The organism is Plantactinospora soyae (genome assembly GCF_014874095.1).
GTDB classification, from domain to species: domain Bacteria; phylum Actinomycetota; class Actinomycetes; order Mycobacteriales; family Micromonosporaceae; genus Plantactinospora; species Plantactinospora soyae.
On sequence record NZ_JADBEB010000001.1, the window covers coordinates 5038698 to 5056013 of the forward strand.

General features: G+C 71.3%; 16 protein-coding genes. 14 read left to right on the forward strand and 2 right to left on the reverse strand.

From position 1 onward, the window contains the following. Positions 1-92 precede the first annotated feature (92 nt). From H4W31_RS22430 to H4W31_RS22470, 9 genes are all read left to right on the forward strand, one after another. Complete coding sequence (locus tag H4W31_RS22430) at positions 93-869, forward strand: ABC transporter ATP-binding protein (protein ID WP_192768447.1); 777 nt, start codon at positions 93-95, stop codon at positions 867-869. Then, on the forward strand, positions 856-1569 hold the full coding sequence (locus H4W31_RS22435) for an ABC transporter ATP-binding protein (RefSeq protein ID WP_192768448.1): 714 nt from the start codon (positions 856-858) through the stop codon (positions 1567-1569). The genes H4W31_RS22430 and H4W31_RS22435 overlap by 14 nt, the downstream gene beginning before the upstream one ends. A gap of 86 nt (positions 1570-1655) precedes the next feature. Then, positions 1656-2906, forward strand: a complete 1251-nt coding sequence (locus H4W31_RS22440) for an ABC transporter substrate-binding protein (RefSeq protein ID WP_404825612.1) — start codon at positions 1656-1658, stop codon at positions 2904-2906. Positions 2907-2913: 7 nt separating this feature from the next. Next, positions 2914-3789, forward strand: coding sequence for a branched-chain amino acid ABC transporter permease (locus H4W31_RS22445; RefSeq protein WP_192768449.1), 876 nt, complete (start codon positions 2914-2916; stop codon positions 3787-3789). Continuing rightward, complete coding sequence (locus tag H4W31_RS22450; protein ID WP_192768450.1) at positions 3786-4868, forward strand: branched-chain amino acid ABC transporter permease; 1083 nt, start codon at positions 3786-3788, stop codon at positions 4866-4868. The genes H4W31_RS22445 and H4W31_RS22450 overlap by 4 nt, the downstream gene beginning before the upstream one ends. Before the next feature lie 117 nt (positions 4869-4985). Further along, on the forward strand, positions 4986-6278 hold the full coding sequence (locus tag H4W31_RS22455; RefSeq protein ID WP_192768451.1) for an MFS transporter: 1293 nt from the start codon (positions 4986-4988) through the stop codon (positions 6276-6278). Between the two features lie 61 nt (positions 6279-6339). Then, positions 6340-7011, forward strand: coding sequence for an HAD family hydrolase (locus H4W31_RS22460; RefSeq protein WP_225945633.1), 672 nt, complete (start codon positions 6340-6342; stop codon positions 7009-7011). A 160-nt stretch (positions 7012-7171) separates the two neighbouring features. Next, complete coding sequence (locus H4W31_RS22465; RefSeq protein WP_192768452.1) at positions 7172-8740, forward strand: MFS transporter; 1569 nt, start codon at positions 7172-7174, stop codon at positions 8738-8740. 13 nt (positions 8741-8753) lie between these two features. Further along, positions 8754-9362 carry a TetR/AcrR family transcriptional regulator gene (locus H4W31_RS22470; RefSeq protein ID WP_192768453.1) on the forward strand — a complete coding sequence of 203 codons (609 nt, stop codon included), beginning with the start codon at positions 8754-8756 and terminating at the stop codon, positions 9360-9362. Between the two features lie 29 nt (positions 9363-9391). On the opposite strand, the gene H4W31_RS22475 is transcribed toward H4W31_RS22470, so the two are convergent. Both H4W31_RS22475 and H4W31_RS22480 read right to left on the reverse strand, forming a co-directional pair. Next, on the reverse strand, positions 9392-11314 hold the full coding sequence (locus H4W31_RS22475) for a helix-turn-helix domain-containing protein (RefSeq protein ID WP_192768454.1): 1923 nt from the start codon (positions 11312-11314) through the stop codon (positions 9392-9394). A gap of 18 nt (positions 11315-11332) precedes the next feature. Further along, complete coding sequence (locus tag H4W31_RS22480; RefSeq protein WP_192772314.1) at positions 11333-12070, reverse strand: 3-hydroxybutyrate dehydrogenase; 738 nt, start codon at positions 12068-12070, stop codon at positions 11333-11335. A 426-nt stretch (positions 12071-12496) separates the two neighbouring features. Here H4W31_RS22480 and ruvC point away from each other — a divergent pair, with 426 nt between their 5' ends. From ruvC to secD, 5 genes are all read left to right on the forward strand, one after another. Continuing rightward, positions 12497-13060: a crossover junction endodeoxyribonuclease RuvC gene (gene ruvC, locus H4W31_RS22485; protein ID WP_192768455.1), complete on the forward strand. Its 564-nt coding sequence runs from the start codon at positions 12497-12499 to the stop codon at positions 13058-13060. Further along, on the forward strand, positions 13057-13659 hold the full coding sequence (gene ruvA / locus H4W31_RS22490; protein ID WP_192768456.1) for a Holliday junction branch migration protein RuvA: 603 nt from the start codon (positions 13057-13059) through the stop codon (positions 13657-13659). The genes ruvC and ruvA overlap by 4 nt, the downstream gene beginning before the upstream one ends. A gap of 40 nt (positions 13660-13699) precedes the next feature. Beyond that, on the forward strand, positions 13700-14767 hold the full coding sequence (ruvB, locus tag H4W31_RS22495; RefSeq protein WP_192768457.1) for a Holliday junction branch migration DNA helicase RuvB: 1068 nt from the start codon (positions 13700-13702) through the stop codon (positions 14765-14767). A gap of 178 nt (positions 14768-14945) precedes the next feature. Next, on the forward strand, positions 14946-15239 hold the full coding sequence (yajC, locus tag H4W31_RS22500) for a preprotein translocase subunit YajC (RefSeq protein ID WP_264084197.1): 294 nt from the start codon (positions 14946-14948) through the stop codon (positions 15237-15239). Positions 15240-15395: 156 nt separating this feature from the next. Then, positions 15396-17315 carry a protein translocase subunit SecD gene (gene secD, locus H4W31_RS22505; protein WP_192768459.1) on the forward strand — a complete coding sequence of 640 codons (1920 nt, stop codon included), beginning with the start codon at positions 15396-15398 and terminating at the stop codon, positions 17313-17315. The last annotated feature ends 1 nt before the right edge of the window (position 17316 follow it).

A 17316-nucleotide genomic window follows, 5' to 3' on the forward strand; every position in this document is an offset into this window, starting at 1 on the left:
CGACAGTCGTAGGTTTCCCGGAACGCGACGATTTGTGATGCCGGTCACCCACTGCCCCGGCGCGCGTCGTCAGCACCTCGCAGAGGAGGGCGATGACCGGGCAAGCACTCCTGTCGGTTCGTGGGCTGACCCGCGACTTCCGGGGCTTCCGGGCGGTCGACGGGGTCGACCTGGACGTGGCACCGGGCAGCGTGCACGCCCTGGTCGGGCCGAACGGCGCCGGCAAGACGACGCTGTTCAACCTGCTCACCGGCTTCCTCCGGCCCGGTGCAGGGCGGATCGAACTGGACGGTCGGGACGTCACCGGGCTACCACCGGAGCGGATGGCCCGGCTGGGTGTGGCCCGGTCGTTCCAGATCACCAGCCTCTTTCCCCGACTCTCCGCCCGGGAACATCTCGAACTCGCGTTGCAGAGCGGCAGCGGCCTCGGCTGGCGGTTCTGGCGTTCGGCCAACCTGCTGCGCCGGTACCGGGCCCGGACCGACGAACTGCTCGACCTGGTCGGGCTCGGCGAGCACGCCGACACCGCCGCCGACGCCCTGGCGTACGGCCGCAAGCGCGCCCTGGAACTGGCCATCGCGTTGGCGTTGGAGCCGAAGGTGCTGCTGCTCGACGAGCCGACCGCCGGAATGGGGCTGGAGGACGTGGACCGGACCGTGGACCTGATCGGCCGGGTCCGGGAGGGCCGCACGGTGGTGCTGGTCGAGCACAACATGAGCGTGGTGGGCCGGCTCGCCGACCGGGTGACGGTGCTGCGGGCCGGACAGGTGCTGGTCGAGGGGTCGTACCAGGAGGTACGGGTCGACGAACGGGTGATCACCGCCTATCTCGGTGTCGCCACTGCGGGGGTGGACGATGCTGCGGGTTGAGAACCTCTCCGCCTGGTACGGCGAGGCGCGGGTGCTGCGCGACGTCAGCCTGCGGGTCGACGCGGGCGAGGTGGTGACCCTGGTCGGCCGCAACGGAGCCGGCAAGTCCACTCTGCTGCGCTGCGTGATGGGACTGCACGCCGGGCAGCGGGGCACGGTCGAGCTGGACGGCCGGGACATCGGCCGGCTGCCGGTGCACCGGCGGGCCCGGCTCGGCCTCGGCTGGGTGCCGGACGACCGTGGCAGTTACGCGAGCTTGTCGGTCGCGGAGCAGTTGACTCTGCCGCCGGTGCTGAGCCCGCGGTCGGGTGACGGTGTCGGCCTCTCCTGGCCGCTGGAGCGGATCTTCGAGGCGTTCCCGGTGCTGCACGAGCGCCGGGCGGTGCCGGCCAGCACCCTCTCCGGCGGCGAGCAGCAGATGCTCGCGCTGGCCCGGGTGCTTCGGATGGGCGCCCGGCTGCTGCTCTGCGACGAACCGACCGAGGGGCTGTCGCCGCTGCTGGTCCAGCAGGTCGGCGACATCCTGCGGCAGGCCAAGCGGCACGGCGTGACCGTGTTGCTGGTCGAACAGAACCTGCGGTTCGCCACCGAGGTCGCCGACCGGCACTACCTGCTCGCGCAGGGCGGGATCGCGGAGGCGATGGAGAACTCCGAGGTGCGCTCCCGGGAGCGGGAACTGCTGACGTACCTCGGCATTTGAGTGTCCGTGGGGTTTCGCTCCGACGACTGGATTCATGACGAGCACCGCGCGGCCCTCCCCGGCCGCGCGGGTGAAGGGATTCGGCTATGCGTACAACCATGGGTGTCGCGGCGGCGTCCGCCGCCGTGCTGCTGATCGCCGGATGCGGTGGCGGAGGACCCCGGTCCAGCGAGGGGGAGAAGCTCACCGACGGCAAGATCGTGCTCGGGGTGCTGAACGACCAGTCCGGTGCCTACTCCGAACTGTCCGGAAAGAACTCGGTCAAGGCCGTCGAGATGGCCGTCGCCGACTTCAAGGCCAAGCACGGCGACAAGGCGGTGACCGGCGACATCACGGTGGTCACCGCCGACCACCAGAACAAGCCCGACGTCGCCAACACCCGCGCCGCCGAGATGTACGACCGCAAGGCGGTGGACGCGATCTTCGACGTGCCGACCTCGTCGGCGGCGGAGAAGGTGGCGGACGTGGCGAAGGAGAAACGGAAGCCGTACTTCAACATCACCGCCGCCACCACCACGCTGAGCGGGGTGAAGTGCAACAAGTACACCTTCCACTACGCGTACGACACGTACATGCTGGCCAACGGCACCGGGCGGAACAGCACCGAGCAGGGGGCCCGGAACTGGTACATGGTCTATCCGAACTACCAGTTCGGGCAGGACATGGAGAAGAGCTTCTCGACCGCCGTCGAGGCGGCCGGTGGCCGGGTCGTCGCCCGGGACGCGGCACCGTTCCCGAACACCAGCGGTGACTACTCGACGTACCTGCTGAAGGCGCCCACCCTCAACCCCCGGCCCGACGTCCTCGGCACCATGCAGGCCGGCGCCGAACTGGTCAACCTGGTCAAGCAGTACAACGAGTTCAAGTTGCGGGACAAGGGGATCGGGCTCGCCGTCGGGCTGATGTTCCTGACCGACATCCACTCGCTGACCCCGGCCGCGCTGTCCGGCACGGTCTACACCGACGCCTGGTACTGGAACTACGACGTGCAGAACCGGAAGTTCGCCGACCGGTTCCAGGCCGAGACCGGCACCCGGCCGACGTTCGCGCACGCGGCCAACTACTCGGCGGCGACCCAGTACCTGGAGGCGGTGCAGGCGAGCGGGTCCGACGACGCGGACACCGTGGTCGGCGCGCTGGAGGGCAAGGAGGTCGAGGACCTCTTCCTGCGCAACGGGAAGATCCGGGCCGAGGACCACCGGGTGGTGCACGACGCGTACCTGGCACAGGTCAAGCCGGCTGTCGAGGTCACCGAGCCGTGGGACTACGTGAAGATCCTCAAGACCATCCCGGCCGCCGAGGCATTCAAGGCGCCGTCGCCCGACTGCAAGATGTGAGCCGCTGATGACCGGTTTCCTGCAGAACACCTTCAACGGGCTGGTGAGCGGGGCGTTCTACGCCCTGCTCGCCCTCGGGCTCGCGGTCATCTTCGGGATGCTGCGGGTGGTCAACTTCGCCCACGGCGCCTTCTACATGCTCGGCGCGTTCGGGGCGTACATCCTGCTCGCCGAGGTGGGGGTGCCGTTCTGGTGGGCGCTGGTGCTGGTCCCGACCGGACTGGGCCTGTTCGGGATGCTCCTGGAACGGGCCTTCGTGCACCGGCTGACCCGGCTGGATCCGCTCTACAACTTCCTGCTCACCTTCGGGCTGACGCTGATCCTCCAGGACGTGGTCAAGTCGCGGTACGGCATCCAGTCCAGCCCGTACGCCACGCCTGCCGAACTGGGCGGCTCGGTCGACCTGGGACTCTTCGACTTTCCCACCTACCGGGTCTTCATCCTGCTGTTCGCGGTGGCGGTCTGCGCCGGTGTCTGGTGGCTGTTGACGCACACCCGGATCGGGGTCGTGGTCCGGGCCGCCACCGAACGGCCCGAGCTGACCCGTGCCTTCGGGATCGACGTGGGGCGCTGGGTGACTCCGGTGTTCGGGTTCGGAGTCGGGCTGGCCGGGCTGGCCGGCGTACTGGCCGCGCCGATGCGGGCGGTCAATCCGCTGATGGGCGCGGATCTGATCATCGTGGTCTTCGCGGTCGTGGTGATCGGCGGGCTCGGTTCGATCTTCGGATCGGTGGCCGCCGGCTTCGGGATCGGGCTGATCCAGGCCTGGGGCGAGGCGTACGCGCCGCCGATCGTGGCGCAGACCCTGGTCTTCATCGTGATGGCCGCCGTGCTGCTGCTGCGCCCGGCGGGACTGTTCGGCCGTGAGGAGTCGTCGGCATGACCGAGCGAAGTGACAAGTCCTCGGTGGACGTCGCACCGGAAACGCCGGACACGCCGGGCGGTGTCGTACCGCAGACGCCGGAGACGCCGGCCCGGAGCCGGCCGCCGTCCGTGCTCGGTGCCGTCGCCGGGGCGCCGGCCTGGGTCCGGTACGCGCTGCTGGTGGTCGGGCTGGCCGTCGCGCTCTGGCTGCCGAACGGGCTCTATCCGGCCGTCGCCGTCGACATCGCCTGCTGGGCCCTGTTCGCGGTCTCGGTCGACCTGCTGCTCGGGTACACCGGACTGCTCTCGTTCGGGCACGCCGCCTTCTGGGGCACCTCCGCGTACGTCACCGGGCTCGTCGCGATCCACGCCGGGCTGCCGTTCCCGCTCGCCGTCCTCGGCGGGGCCCTCGCCGCGGCGGCGCTGGCCGCACCGATCGGCTACCTCGCGGTACGCCGGACCGGCATCTACTTCGCCATGGTCACCCTGGCCTTCGCCCAGATGATCTACTTCGTCGCGAACGAGTGGCGGGGCGTGACCCGGGGTGAGAACGGCCTCCAGGGCGTGCCGCGCGAGCTGGCCGGACTGGATCTGAGCGACGAGTACTACTTCTACTACGCCGCGTTGCCGATCGTGCTGGCCGGACTCTTCGCCGCCTGGCGGATCGTGAACTCCCCGTTCGGTCGGGTGCTGGTCGGCATCCGGGACAACCCGGCCCGAGCCCGGGCGCTCGGTTATCCCGTACACCGCTACAAGCTGACCGTGTTCGTACTCTCCGGTTTCATCGCCGGGTTGGGCGGCGGGCTGTTCGCGATCGGGCACCGGTTCGTCTCGCTCGACGTGCTGCACTGGACCACCTCCGGCAAGGCGGTGATCATGGTCGTCCTCGGCGGCATCGGAACGCTCTGGGGCGGCCTGCTCGGCGCGGCGGTGCTGGTACGCCTGGAGGACTGGCTCTCCTTCTCCGGCTTCGACATGATCGGACTGGTCACCGGCGGCCTGTTCGTGCTGGTCGTACTGCTGTTCCGGCGCGGCATCTGGGGCAGTGCGGCGGCCCTGGCCCAGCGCTGGGGTGCCGGCCGGCGGCGGCCGCACTGAGAGCACCTCTCCACCGCCAGCCACCTGACCAGGTCGTCCGCCGGCCTGCTGTGGGCCTGGTCACCGGGCCGGCAAACTCGGTCGCAATCCGTCAGGGGTGCGCGGGAGACTCGCCGGATGTTGCGTAGCGCCCTGCCCAGCCGCCCCGAGGCGCGCCGGCTCCTGGTCGGCACGATCTTCTCGGCCATCGGCCGCGGGCTCACGCTCCCTTTTCTCTTCATCTACCTCACCGAGGTCCGGCAGTTCGACGCCACGACCGTGGGTCTGCTCATCGGCTGGTTCGGCCTGTGCGCGCTCCTGATCGCGCCGCTGGGCGGCACGCTGATCGACCGGCTCGGCGCCCGTCGGATCGTGCTGCCGGCGCTGCTGATCGAGGCGGCGGGCGTCGGCGGGCTGGCGCTGGTGACCGAGGTCTGGCACGCCTGGATCGCGTTGACGCTGGCCTCCATGGGCGCCGGGGTGATCTGGGCCGGCCAGAACACGCTGCTGACCTCGCTCACCACCGACGCGGAGCGGCAGAATGTCTTCGGGCTCCAGTTCACGCTCCTCAACCTCGGCATCGGCGTCGGATCGGCCGTCTCGGGCTCGATCGTGCAGGTGGCTTCGCCCCGCACCTTCCAGCTGATCTACCTGATCGACATGGTCTGCTACCTCGCGCCGTTCCTGCTGCTGCTCTCCATGCCCCGGGTGGGGCGGCGTCTGGTCGAGCCGAATCCGGCCGACGCCGACGCGGGCCGGAGGAACCGGGGATGGGCGGTCGTGCTGCGGCACCGGCCGTTCCGGCGACTGATCGTCTTCAGCGTGCTGCTGACGGTCTCCGGCTATGCACAGATGGAGGTCGGCTTCACCGGCTTCGCCACCGAGACCGTCGGGGTGACCCCACAGATCATCGGGTATGCCTTCACCGCGAACACACTCGTGATCGTGGTAGCGCAGTTGTTCGTCCTCAAGAAGATGCAGGGGCGCAGCCGTACGACCGCACTCGCCGTCGTCGGTGCCGTCTTCGCCGCGGCCTGGCTGGTCCTCGGCCTCGCCGCCGTGATCGACATGGACAGCGCGATCGTCAGCGCGTTGGGAGTGATCGCCTTTGGCGCGATCTTCGCGGTCGGCGAGACGTTGCTGTCACCGACCAGCCCCGCGCTGGTCAACGCACTGGCCACCGATGCGCTCCGGGGCCGCTACAACGCGCTGGCCTCGATGGTCTGGGGTATCTCCGGCGTCGTTGCTCCGGTCAGCGCCGGCCCGCTCCTGCACGCCGGACTGGGTGGGCTCTGGATCGTGCTGGTGAGTTGCGGCTGCCTGGCGGCCTCGGCGGTCGCGCTCTCCCTGCGTCGGTTGATCACTGCCGAACAGGATGGTCGGGTGATGCCGGCTCTCGCGCCCCGTCTCGCCTCGACGCCCGCCGGGTAGCGTGACAGACCTTGCGCCCGTCGGGCGTGGTACGCGTATCCGACGTTTCGGGGGAGGACCGTTGCCGTCGATCAGCGCCGTGCTCCTGGACTGGCGGGGCACGCTCGTCTACACGCCACCGCTGACGGTCTGGGTCGAGCGGTCGCTTCGCCGAGCCGGGCTGGACACCGCACCGTCGGAGGTGGCGCGGATCGAGGCGGCGCTGCTGGCCGCGTTCCGGCAGCCGGAGGTCGTCCAGGCCGAGGTGGGGGCGGACCGGTCCGTCGCGCGGCACCGGGAGAGCTACGACCGGTTGTTCGCCGCCGCCGGCATCCCGGGTCGGCTGGCGGAGGCGCTGTACGAGGTCGAGTCCGACCCGGCCGAGAACCCGTTCGCGCCCGACGTCGCGCCGACCCTGGCCGCCCTGGCCGGAGCCGGGATCCGGATCGGCGTGATCAGCGACATCCACTTCGACCTGCGACCGGTGTTCGCGGCGGCCGGGCTGAACGGGTACGTCGACAGTTTCGTGCTCTCGTACGAGCACGGGGTACAGAAGCCGGATCCCGCGATCTTCCGGATCGCGCTGGCGGAACTCGGGGTCAAGCCCGGCGCGGCGCTGATGGTCGGTGACCGCTCCGGCTACGACGGCGCGGCGGTCGAGGTCGGCATCCCGACCCTCCTGCTGCCGCCGCTCGCCGACCCGGGCGAGGAGCGCCTGCACCTGGTCTCCGCGCTCTGCGGGATCACCGCGTAGCGCCTCTCGCACACCTGGGTTCCGGCTTCGGGTGAGGCGGCTCACAATACGATACGAGACGGTGTCGTTTCGGTTCTCTTCTCGTTATCGTCGGTGCGAACAAGAAATCTTCCCCGCCGCCGGAATCGGCGAGGCGGGGTGTCGGGGGGACAACAAAGGCATGGAATTATCCGAAAACACCGGGCACCCGAGGCGCTGGGCGATTCTCGGCGTACTCGTGGTCAGCCTGCTGGTCATCGTGCTGGACAACACGGTCCTGAACGTCGCACTGCGGACCCTCGCCGACCCGGTGCACGGCCTCGGCGCCAGCCAGGGCCAGTTGGAATGGTCGATCAACTCGTACACGCTGGTCTTCGCCGGCCTGCTCTTCACGTTCGGCGTCCTCGGTGACCGGTACGGGCGCAAGTGGTTCCTGATGGTCGGCCTGGCCGTCTTCGGGCTGGCCTCACTGCTGTCGGCGTACGCGCAGACCCCGGGACAACTGGTCGGGGCCCGTGCCCTGATGGGCCTCGGTGCCGCGGCCGTGATGCCGGTGACGCTGTCGATCATCTCCAACGTCTTCGACCCGAAGGAGCGCGGACGCGCCATCGGGGTCTGGGCCGGCGCGATCGGCCTCGGCGTGGCGATCGGCCCCGTGCTGGGCGGACTGCTGCTGGAGAACTACTGGTGGGGCTCGGTCTTCCTGATCAACGTCCCGGTGGTGGTGCTCGGTGTGATCGCGGTGGCGCTGCTGGTGCCCGACTCGCGGGACCCGAAGCCCGGCCGGATCGACGTGATCGGCGTACTGCTCTCGGTGATCGGGCTGGTCGCCCTGTCGTACGGGATCATCGACGGCGGCGAGCACGGCTTCGGTCGTCCGCTGGTCTGGGTCTCGATCATCGGTGGCCTGGCGGTGCTGGGTGCGTTCGTCGCCTGGGAGCGGCGCGTCGCCTACCCGTCGCTGGACGTACGGCTGTTCCGGGTACCCCGGTTCGCCGCCCCGGTCGCGGTGATCGGGCTGGTCTTCTTCGCCGCCATGGGCGTGATGTTCTTCAGCTCGTTCTACCTGCAACTCGTCCGTGGCTACAGCCCGCTGGAGACCGGCCTGCTGTTCCTGCCGTTCGCGGCCGCCCAACTGGTCTTCGCGCCCCGTAGCGCGGCGATGGTCAAGCGGTACGGCGGCAGGGCGGTGGCGCTGGTCGGGCTGCTGTTGACCGCCGGGGCGCTCGCCGCGTTCGCCTTCGCCACCGAGACGACCCCGATCTGGATCGTCGGGGCGATCTTCTTCTTCCAGGGCGTCGGCATGGCCAACATCATGCCGCCGGCAACGGAGTCGATCATGTCGGCGCTGCCCCGGGAGAAGGCCGGAGTGGGCTCGGCGGTCAGCAACACCGTCCGCCAGGTCGCCGGTGCGCTCGGCGTCGCGGTGCTCGGCTCCGTACTCTCCGGGGTCTACCGCGAGCAGATGGAACCGGCGGCGCAGGCACTGCCGGCGCCGGTCCGGGACGCGGCCACCGAGTCGGTCTCCGGGGCGTACGCGGTCGCCGAGCGGCTCGGCCCGGCGGGCCAGCCGGTGCTGAGCGCGGCCAACGACGCCTTCGTCTCGGCCATGCACTGGGCCGCGGGACTCTCGGCGGTCTTCGCCGCCCTCGGCATCCTGGTGGTGCTGCGCTGGATGCCCAGCCGTGCGGACGAGGCGAAGGTGCTGCCGCCGGAGCCGGTGGCCGATCCCGAACTCGTCGCGGCGTAACTACTGAGCGACAATGGTTGACGTGACCGAAACGATGGATGCTCCGCGGGCGCCAGGGCGCCCGCGGAGCATCCGCGCGGACGAGGCGATCCTGGAGTCGGCGATCGACCTGCTCGCCGAGGGCAGCACCATCGAGGCGCTCTCGATCGAGGCGATCGCCACCCGGGCCGGGGTCGGCAAGGCGACCATCTACCGTCGCTGGCCCGGCAAGGAGGCCCTGCTTCACGACGCGCTGCGTCGGCTGAAGCCACCGCCGCCGGAGCCTCCGGGCCAGTCCGTCCGGGAGGACCTGATCGCGCTGGTCGGGATGTCGGGGCACAACCCCGACCCCCGGGTCAGCAAGATCATGCCCTGTCTGATGCCGATGATGAACCGCAGCCCGGAGCAGTACCGGCTCTACCAGGAGCTGGTCGAGCCACGGCGGCGGATGCTCCGCGAGGTGCTGCGCCGGGGCGTCGAACTCGGCGAGTTGCGGGACGACCTCGACCCCGAACTCACCGTCGCGCTGCTGACCGCGCCGCTGCTGATGCAGCGGCTGCTGCGGGCCCAGCCCGACCTGGACGAGCGGGACCTGCCGGCCCGGATCGTCGACGCCGTGATCGCCGGCATCGCCGCACGCTGAGCCGGCATCATCGTCGCCGGCCGGCGAGGTCAGCCCGGCGGCTGGTTGCGCAGCTTGTGCAGGCGCAGCGCGAGCTGCACCTCCAGGGCCCGTTCCGGCTTCTGCCACTCCGGGCCGAGCAGCTGGCCGACCCGATCCAGCCGCTGCGTCACCGTGTTCACGTGTACGTGCAGCAACTCCGCGGCCCGGGCCAGGCTGCCACCGACCCCGAAGTACGCCTCCAGCGTCTTCACCAGCGCGGTGCCCCGGCGCGCGTCGTAGTCGACCACCGGCCCGACCGTGTCGGTCAGGAACCGGGCCACCTCCCGGTCGCCACCGGACTCGACCGCGCCGAGCAGCAACCCGACGAAACCGAGTTCGGCACTGCTCGCGCCCTCCCCGGACCGGCCCAGGGCCCGGAGCGCGGTCAGGCACCGGTCCGCCTCCACGGCCGCACCGGCCAGTGACGCGACGCCGGCCACCGATCCGCCGGCCCCGGCGGTGACCGGCCGCCCGAGCACCCGGGACAGGTCCCGGACCACCGTCCGGGCGGCGGTTCCGGCATCCGCCCCCGGCAGCATCAGCACCACCCGGCCGTCCCGGGCCGCGGCCAGGCCGCCACGGGTCGAGGCGTACGTGGTGGCCCACGACGTCACCCGCTGCCGGACCGAGGCGCTGCCGGCCATCGCGTCGTCGCCCACCGCGACGAGTACGTGCGGAGCGTCCAGGTCCACGCCCAGCCGGCGGGCCCGGCCACGCAGTGCCGCCACGTCGCGCACCGGCCGGGCGATCAGGTCGTCCAGCAACTCGCCCCGGACCCGCCCCTCGGCATCGGCGACCGTCTGCCGGAACAGCAGCAGCAGCGCGGTGACCAGTGCGGCCCGCTCCAGGATCCGCTGGTCGGCGTCGACCAGTTCCTCGTCGGGGCGCAACAGCAGCGCACCGAGGTTCTCCGCCCCGGCGACCACGGCCGCGTACCAGAGACCACCCCGGCGTACGCTGCGTCCCTCGGTACGGGAGGCGACGACGGCCTCGTCGAGCGCGCCCCGCTCCGGCTCGTCGATCTCGCCGACCCGGGCCAGCGTCCGGCCCTCGGCGTCCAGCGCCAACAGTGCCCCGCCCAGCACCTCGGTCACCGCCGCCGCGACGTCCTCGACCCCGCCACCGCGCAGCACCAGCGCGGTCATCCGGTCGTGCGCGGCGGCGGCCCGCTCCACCGACGCGCTGTGCGCCTGGATCGTCGAGTTGGCGGCGGAGAGTTCCGCCAGCGCCGCCTGGGTCTCGGCGAGCAACCGGGCGGTGTCGATCGCCACCGCCGCGTGCGCGGCCAGCGAGAGCAGCAGGGCCACCTCCTCGCGGGCGAACGGCCGGGCCGACCGGTTGGCGGCGTAGAGCACCCCGATCACGCTCGATCCGAGCCGCAGCGGCACCCCGAGGATGGCGACCAGGCCCTCCTCGCCCACCCCGGCGTCGATCTCGCCGGTGTGGTGGAACCGGGCGTCCTCTGGGTAGTTCGCGGTGGCGTACGGGCTGCCGGTCTGGGCCACCAGGCCGCCCAGGCCCGCCCCCATCGGCAGCCGGAGCCCCTGGAACCGGGCCGAGATGGAGCCGTCGGTGACCCGCATGTACGTGTCGCCGCGCTCGTCGTCGACCAGCGTCATGTACGCCACGTCGGTGCCGAGCAGGTGCCGGGCCCGACGCACGATCGCCCGCAGTACGGCGTCGGAGTCCCGCAGCCCGGCCAGGTCGCTCGCGGTGTCGTACAGGCCGGAGAGTTCCGCCTCGCGGCGTCGGCGCCGTTCCAGCAGCGCCCTGACCCGCAGCGCCACCACCTTCGCCTGTTCCAGCTCACCGAGCCGCTCGGCGGGGACACCGGCGGCCCGGGCGGCGACCAGCGGCCCTTCGAACTCGATCGGAGCGGCCTCCCGGGCCAACAGCTCCAGAAACTCGATCGGCGAGGACACGGCGTCCATTCTGCGGGAGTAGCCCACTCAGTTCGCCGTCCAGCCCCCGTCGACGGGAATCGAGGCGCCGGTGATGAACGCCGCGGCCGGCGAGCAGAGGTACGCGAGCAGCTCGGCGACCTCCTCCGGTTCGATCAGCCGTTTGATCGCCGCCCGGGCGAGCATGATCCGCTCGATCACCTCGCTCTCGGCGATCCCGTGGTTGCTCGCCTGTGCGGCGATCTGCCCCTCGACCAGCGGCGTACGCACGTACGCCGGGTTGATGCAGTTGGCGGTGACCCCGTGCGCGGCCCCCTCCAGGGCGACGACCTTGGAGAGCCCCTCCAGGGCGTGCTTCGCCGAGACGTACGCGGCCTTGTACGGCGAGGCGCGCAGTCCGTGCACCGAGGAGATGTTGACCACCCGGCCCCAGCCCCGGGCGTACATGTGCGGCAGGGCCCGTCGGACGATCAGGAACGGTGCCTCCACCATCACCCGGTGCAGGTGACTGAAGCGTTCCGGTGGGAACTCGTCGACCGGGGCGACGTGTTGCAGGCCGGCGTTGTTGACGACGATGTCCACCTCGGCGTCGATGTCGCCGGCCGCCCTCGGGTCGGACAGGTCCACCCCGATCGCCCGGCCGCCGATCTCGGCCGCGACGGCCTCGGCCCGCTCGGTGTCCCGGTCGACCACGGTGACCGCCGCGCCGGCCGCGGCGAGCCGGACGGCGCAGGCCCGACCGATCCCGCTGCCGCCGCCGGTGACCAGCGCGGTCCGACCCGACAGGTCGAGCCGGACGACACCCGGAGCCGCGTCGCCGGAGGTGGCCTCGCGGGGGGCCGCCGCACGGGGCGTACCGGAATGCGGAGCCGCGTCGCGCGGGACCGGGTGGTGCCGGGCCGTACCGGCGGGCCTGTCGACGTCCGTCGGATCCGATGCCTCGGGCTCGTGCTCCCGCCACTGCGCGGGCTGGTCACCCCGCCCGGCTTCTACCGTCATGGCGCAAGAAGCTACGAGCCATCCGGGCGGTGGCACATGGGCGCCGGACACATACTCCGACGCCGGGCTATGTGGTGGCTGGCCGGCCGGGGTCGGGTCGGGACCGGGCCGGGCGCCGGATGATCGGGACGGGCGTGTCGCCTGGGTGCGGGTCGGCGCAGGCCAGTAGGGTGTCGAACACACGTACGTGCGGCGGCAGGGGGAGGGGGCGGCGTGCGGGTGCTCGGCGTCGACCCGGGGCTGACCCGGTGTGGGGTCGGCGTGGTCGAGGGCGTGCCCGGCCGGCCGTGCACCCTGGTCGCCTACCACGTCATCTACACGGAGCCCGACGAGGAGCTGCCGCTGCGGCTGCTGCACCTCGACACCGAACTGGCCCGACTGGTGGCGGAATACCGGCCGGAGAGCGTGGCGGTGGAACGGGTGTTCAGCCAGCACAACGTGCGGACCGTGATGGGCACCGCACAGGCGAGTGCGGTGGCCGTACTCGCGGGGGCCCGGGCCGGGCTGCCGGTGCAGACGTACACCCCGAGCGAGGTGAAGGCGGCGGTGACCGGCTCCGGCCAGGCCGACAAGGCACAGATGATGGCCATGGTCACCCGGCTGCTGCGGTTGGACGCGCCACCCCGGCCCGCCGACGCGGCCGACGCGCTGGCGCTGGCCATCTGCCACATCTGGCGGGGCGGCACGCGGGCCCGGCTCGCGGCGGCGGCCAGTGCCGTCCGGCAGCGGGTGGCGGCCCAACGGTCGGCCGCGAAGCGACAGGGAGGAACGGGATGATCGCCAGTGTGCGGGGAGTGGTCGCCGGGCTGTCCCCGGACGGTGCCGTGATCGAGGTCGGCGGCGTCGGGCTCGCGGTGCAGTGCGCGCCGGGCACCCTGGCCGGGCTCCGGGTCGGTTCACCCGCCCGGCTGGCCACCAGCCTGGTCGTCCGGGAGGACTCGCTCACCCTGTACGGGTTCGCCGACGACGAGGAGAAGCAGCTTTTCGAGCTGCTCCAGACCGCCAGCGGCGTCGGTCCCCGGCTGGCCCAGGCGGTCCTCGCCGTGCACTCCCCGGACACGGTGCGCAAGGCGATCGCCAACGCCGACACCGGCGCCCTGACCCGGGTGCCCGGGATCGGCAAGAAGGGCGCCGAACGGCTGGTACTGGAGTTGCGTGACCGGATCGGCCCGGTCGCCATCGGCCCGGACGGCGCGGCCGGTGTCACCGCCGGGGCCTGGCCGGACCAGGTACGGCAGGCGCTGGTCGGGCTCGGCTGGACGGCCGCGCAGGCGGACCAGGCGGTCGCGGTGGTCGCCGAGGGCATCGAGGGTGAGACCCCGCCGGTACCGGTGCTGTTGAAGCAGGCCATCCGACTGCTGGGCAAGACCCGATGACGGAACGGAACAGGATCACCGCCCGGGTGGCGAGCCGGCCGTGACCGACCACGAGGGGCTCGTCTCGGCGTACGCCAGCGATGCCGAGCTGGACGCCGAGGCGACCGTACGCCCGAAGCGGCTGGCCGAGTTCATCGCCCAGCACCGGGTACGCGACCAGCTCGACCTGCTGCTGCGTGGCGCGATGGGCCGGGGCACCCCGCCGGACCACATCCTGCTGTCCGGGCCCCCTGGACTCGGCAAAACCACCCTCGCCAACATCGTCGCCGCCGAGCTGGGCGCGGGGATCCGGGTCACCAGCGGTCCGGCGATCGAGCGCTCCGGCGACCTCGCCGCGATCCTGACCAGCCTCGGCGAGGGCGACGTGCTGTTCATCGACGAGATCCATCGCATCGCGAAGCCGGCCGAGGAACTGCTCTACAGCGCGATGGAGGACTTCCGGGTCGACGTGATCGTCGGCAAGGGGCCGGGTGCGACGGCGATCCCGCTGGACGTCGAGCCGTTCACCCTGGTCGGCGCGACCACCCGGTCCGGGCTGCTGACGGGTCCGATGCGGGACCGCTTCGGCTTCGTGGCGCACCTCGATTTCTACACCCCCGCGGAGCTGGACGTGCTGATCCAGCGGTCCGCGCGGATCCTCCGGGTGCCGGTGACCGAGGACGGTTCGGCGGAGATCGCCGGGCGGTCGCGGGGCACGCCGCGGATCGCCAACCGGCTGCTCCGCCGGGTGCGGGACTTCGCCGAGGTGCGGGCCGACGGGACCGTGACGCTGGAGACCGCGCGGGCCGCCCTGCACGTCTACGACGTGGACGAGCTGGGGCTGGACCGGCTGGACAAGGCCGTGCTGACCGCCCTGGTCGACTCGTTCCGGGGTGGCCCGGTCGGCCTCTCCACCCTGGCCGTGGCGGTGGGGGAGCAGCCGGACACGGTCGAGGAGGTGTGCGAGCCCTTCCTGGTCCGGGCCGGGCTGCTCGCCCGTACGCCCCGGGGGCGGGTGGCGACCGAGGCGGCTTGGCGACACTTGGGGCGTACGCCACCGAATGGTACATTTGGGGCGGCTATGCCGTCGACGCCCGACCTCTTCTCCGGAGGCTCCCAGGAGGTGTGACCCGAACGTGATCTGTGCCGCATTCGGTGTTCTCAGGTGCAGGGACTAGACTCGCCGCGGTTTGTACAGGACGTGAGATCCTGCCTCCGCTCCGGCATACCGATGCCGTGACGAGGCCGATGGGAAGGTCATAACAGTGCCTTTGGCAGCACAAAGCGGTGGCGGGCCCGGCAGTTTCATGCCGATCCTCATGATTGTCCTGCTCTTCGGCGTCATGTACTTCATGATGATCCGCCCGCAGCAGAGGAAGCGCCGCGAGGCCGAGCAGATGCAGCGGTCGATCGGCGCGGGCGACGAGGTGGTCACCATCGGCGGGCTCTACGGCACGGTCACCGGAGTGGACGACGAGACCGTGATGCTCGAGGTCGCACCTGGGGTGCAGACCCGGTACGCGCGGCCGGCGATCGCCCGGGTCATCAAGCCCGTGGAGCGGGTCGAGACGGTGCAGGACGAGGTCGAAGTCAAGGAATGACCACCCGCGTGACGGGATGGGTTTGGCATCGAAGATAATAGATAGCCAAGCCGGTGGGGCTGCCCACCGGTGAGGTAAGCACGTCGCCGGACAGGCCGGCGCCCCGACTCGCCGCCCACCACTAGCGGCCGAACCGCGCAGGGAGACAGGACAGCCGTGGCACCACCTCAGGGACAGATGCGGCCCGGGCGGCAACTGGCCGTACTTGGGTTGATCTTCACCGTCCTCTACCTCTTGGTGTTCTTCGCCGCAGGCGCCAAGGGCGGTTGGATGGACCGGCTCGAGCCGAAGCTCGGCCTGGATCTCATCGGCGGTACCCGGATGACCCTGGAGGCGACGACCGAGGCGGGCGAGGCGCCCCCGGCCGGATCGCTGGAGCGGGCCCGGGAGATCATCCAGGCACGGGTCGACGGTCGGGGCGTCGCCGAGGCCGAGGTGGTCACCGAGGGCAACCGCAACATCGTGATCTCCGTACCCGGCCAGAACGCCGACCTCGACGACGTCGGCACCGCGGCCGAGTTGCGGTTCCGCAAGGTGCTCAAGACCACCGACGGCGGGCCGCCCAGCACGACCCCCCCGCCGACGGCCAACCCGTCCGGCAGCCCGGCTCCCTCCGGCAGCCCGACCCCGAGCGCGGGCGCCACCGGGTCCCCCAACCCGGCGGTGACCGCATCGGCGGGTGCCGGTGGTGGACAGGGCGGCGGCGCCCCGGCGCCCACGCCGACCGCGAGCGCGTCCGCCGCACCGACGCCGACCGCCACGCCCAGCGCGACCCCGGCCGCCCCGGTCGACCAGACCCTGGCGGCCCAGCGGGCGGCGGTGGAGCAGAAGGTGGGCGCGGCCGCCTGGGCTGCCGCCAACGCACTGCAGGGGCCGGCGGACTTCAGCCAGGACCCGACGCTCACCGAGAAGCTCAAGCCGTTCGCCGACCTGACGCCGCAGGAGATCCGGGTCCTGCCCCCGGCGATGCAGTTCAACATCCCCACGATCACCTGCGAGAAGTTGGACCAGCGGCCCCCGGGCTCGGTGAAGGACGGGAAGCAGCAGGCGGTGGCCTGCGAGAGCGGACAGATCAAGAACCTGCTGGACGTCGCCAAGGTCGAGGGCACCGACGTCGCGGACGCGGACGGGGTGCTCGACCAGACCAGCAGCCAGTACGTGGTCAGCCTGGACTTCACCGGCGACGGTCAGAGCAAGTGGACCAACCTGACCCGGGAGGCGTTCAACAACGAGGGCGGCGCCTGTGACGCCAGCGCCCTCGGCGAGAACGGCACCGGCAAGTGCCGGGTCGCGGTCGTACTGGACAACCAGATCATCTCCTCCCCGGAGATCCAGGGCGTGCTGACCGGCGACTCGCAGATCACCGGCAGCTTCACCAACGCCTCGGCCAGTGAACTGGCCAGCCAGCTCCGGTACGGCGCCCTGCCGCTGACCTTCCAGCCGCAGGAGGCGCAGAACATCACCGCCACCCTGGGCACCGAGCACCTGCGGGCGGGCCTGCTCGCCGCGGGCGTCGGCATGCTGCTGGTCATCATCTACGCGTTCTTCTACTACCGGCTGCTCGGCTCGGTGATCTTCCTCAGCCTGGTGCTCTCCGCCGCGCTGGTGTTCGGCGCGCTGGTGCTGCTCGGCCGGCAGATCGGCTTCACCCTGACGCTGGCCGGAATCGCAGGCTTCATCGTCTCGCTCGGTGTCGCCGCGGACTCGTTCGTCATCTACTTCGAACGCCTGAAAGACGAGATCAGAGACGGCCGAAGTCCACGCAGCGCGGTGCCCCGCGCCTGGGTACGGGCCCGTCGGACGATCATCTCGGCGAACGCCATCTCGATCATGGCGGCCGTGGTGCTCTATCTCGTCTCGGTCGGTACGGTGCAGGGCTTCGCCTTCGCGCTCGGCCTGGCCACCATCCTCGACCTGGTAGTCGTCTTCCTGTTCCGGCATCCGATCATGACGATGTTCGCCCGTACCCCGGCGTTCCTCTCGCCCCGGGTCAGCGGACTCGGGCGCGCGTTGCAGTCGCGGGACGACGAGACGCCGACCGGCCAGACCGGCAAGACCCGCGTGAAGGAGGCCTGAG

Bases quoted from the DNA above. Each gene is read 5' to 3' on its own strand.
- H4W31_RS22470 (WP_192768453.1), top strand. From the start codon at position 8,754: ATGGTTGACGTGACCGAAACGATGGATGCTCCGCGGGCGCCAGGGCGC.
- H4W31_RS22445 (WP_192768449.1), top strand. From the start codon at position 2,914: ATGACCGGTTTCCTGCAGAACACCTTCAACGGGCTGGTGAGCGGGGCG.
- H4W31_RS22440 (WP_404825612.1), top strand. From the start codon at position 1,656: ATGCGTACAACCATGGGTGTCGCGGCGGCGTCCGCCGCCGTGCTGCTG.
- H4W31_RS22465 (WP_192768452.1), top strand. From the start codon at position 7,172: ATGGAATTATCCGAAAACACCGGGCACCCGAGGCGCTGGGCGATTCTC.
- yajC (WP_264084197.1), top strand. From the start codon at position 14,946: ATGCCGATCCTCATGATTGTCCTGCTCTTCGGCGTCATGTACTTCATG.
- H4W31_RS22430 (WP_192768447.1), top strand. From the start codon at position 93: ATGACCGGGCAAGCACTCCTGTCGGTTCGTGGGCTGACCCGCGACTTC.
- ruvA (WP_192768456.1), top strand. From the start codon at position 13,057: ATGATCGCCAGTGTGCGGGGAGTGGTCGCCGGGCTGTCCCCGGACGGT.
- H4W31_RS22450 (WP_192768450.1), top strand. From the start codon at position 3,786: ATGACCGAGCGAAGTGACAAGTCCTCGGTGGACGTCGCACCGGAAACG.
- H4W31_RS22455 (WP_192768451.1), top strand. From the start codon at position 4,986: ATGTTGCGTAGCGCCCTGCCCAGCCGCCCCGAGGCGCGCCGGCTCCTG.
- H4W31_RS22435 (WP_192768448.1), top strand. From the start codon at position 856: ATGCTGCGGGTTGAGAACCTCTCCGCCTGGTACGGCGAGGCGCGGGTG.
- H4W31_RS22475 (WP_192768454.1), bottom strand. From the start codon at position 11,314: ATGGACGCCGTGTCCTCGCCGATCGAGTTTCTGGAGCTGTTGGCCCGG.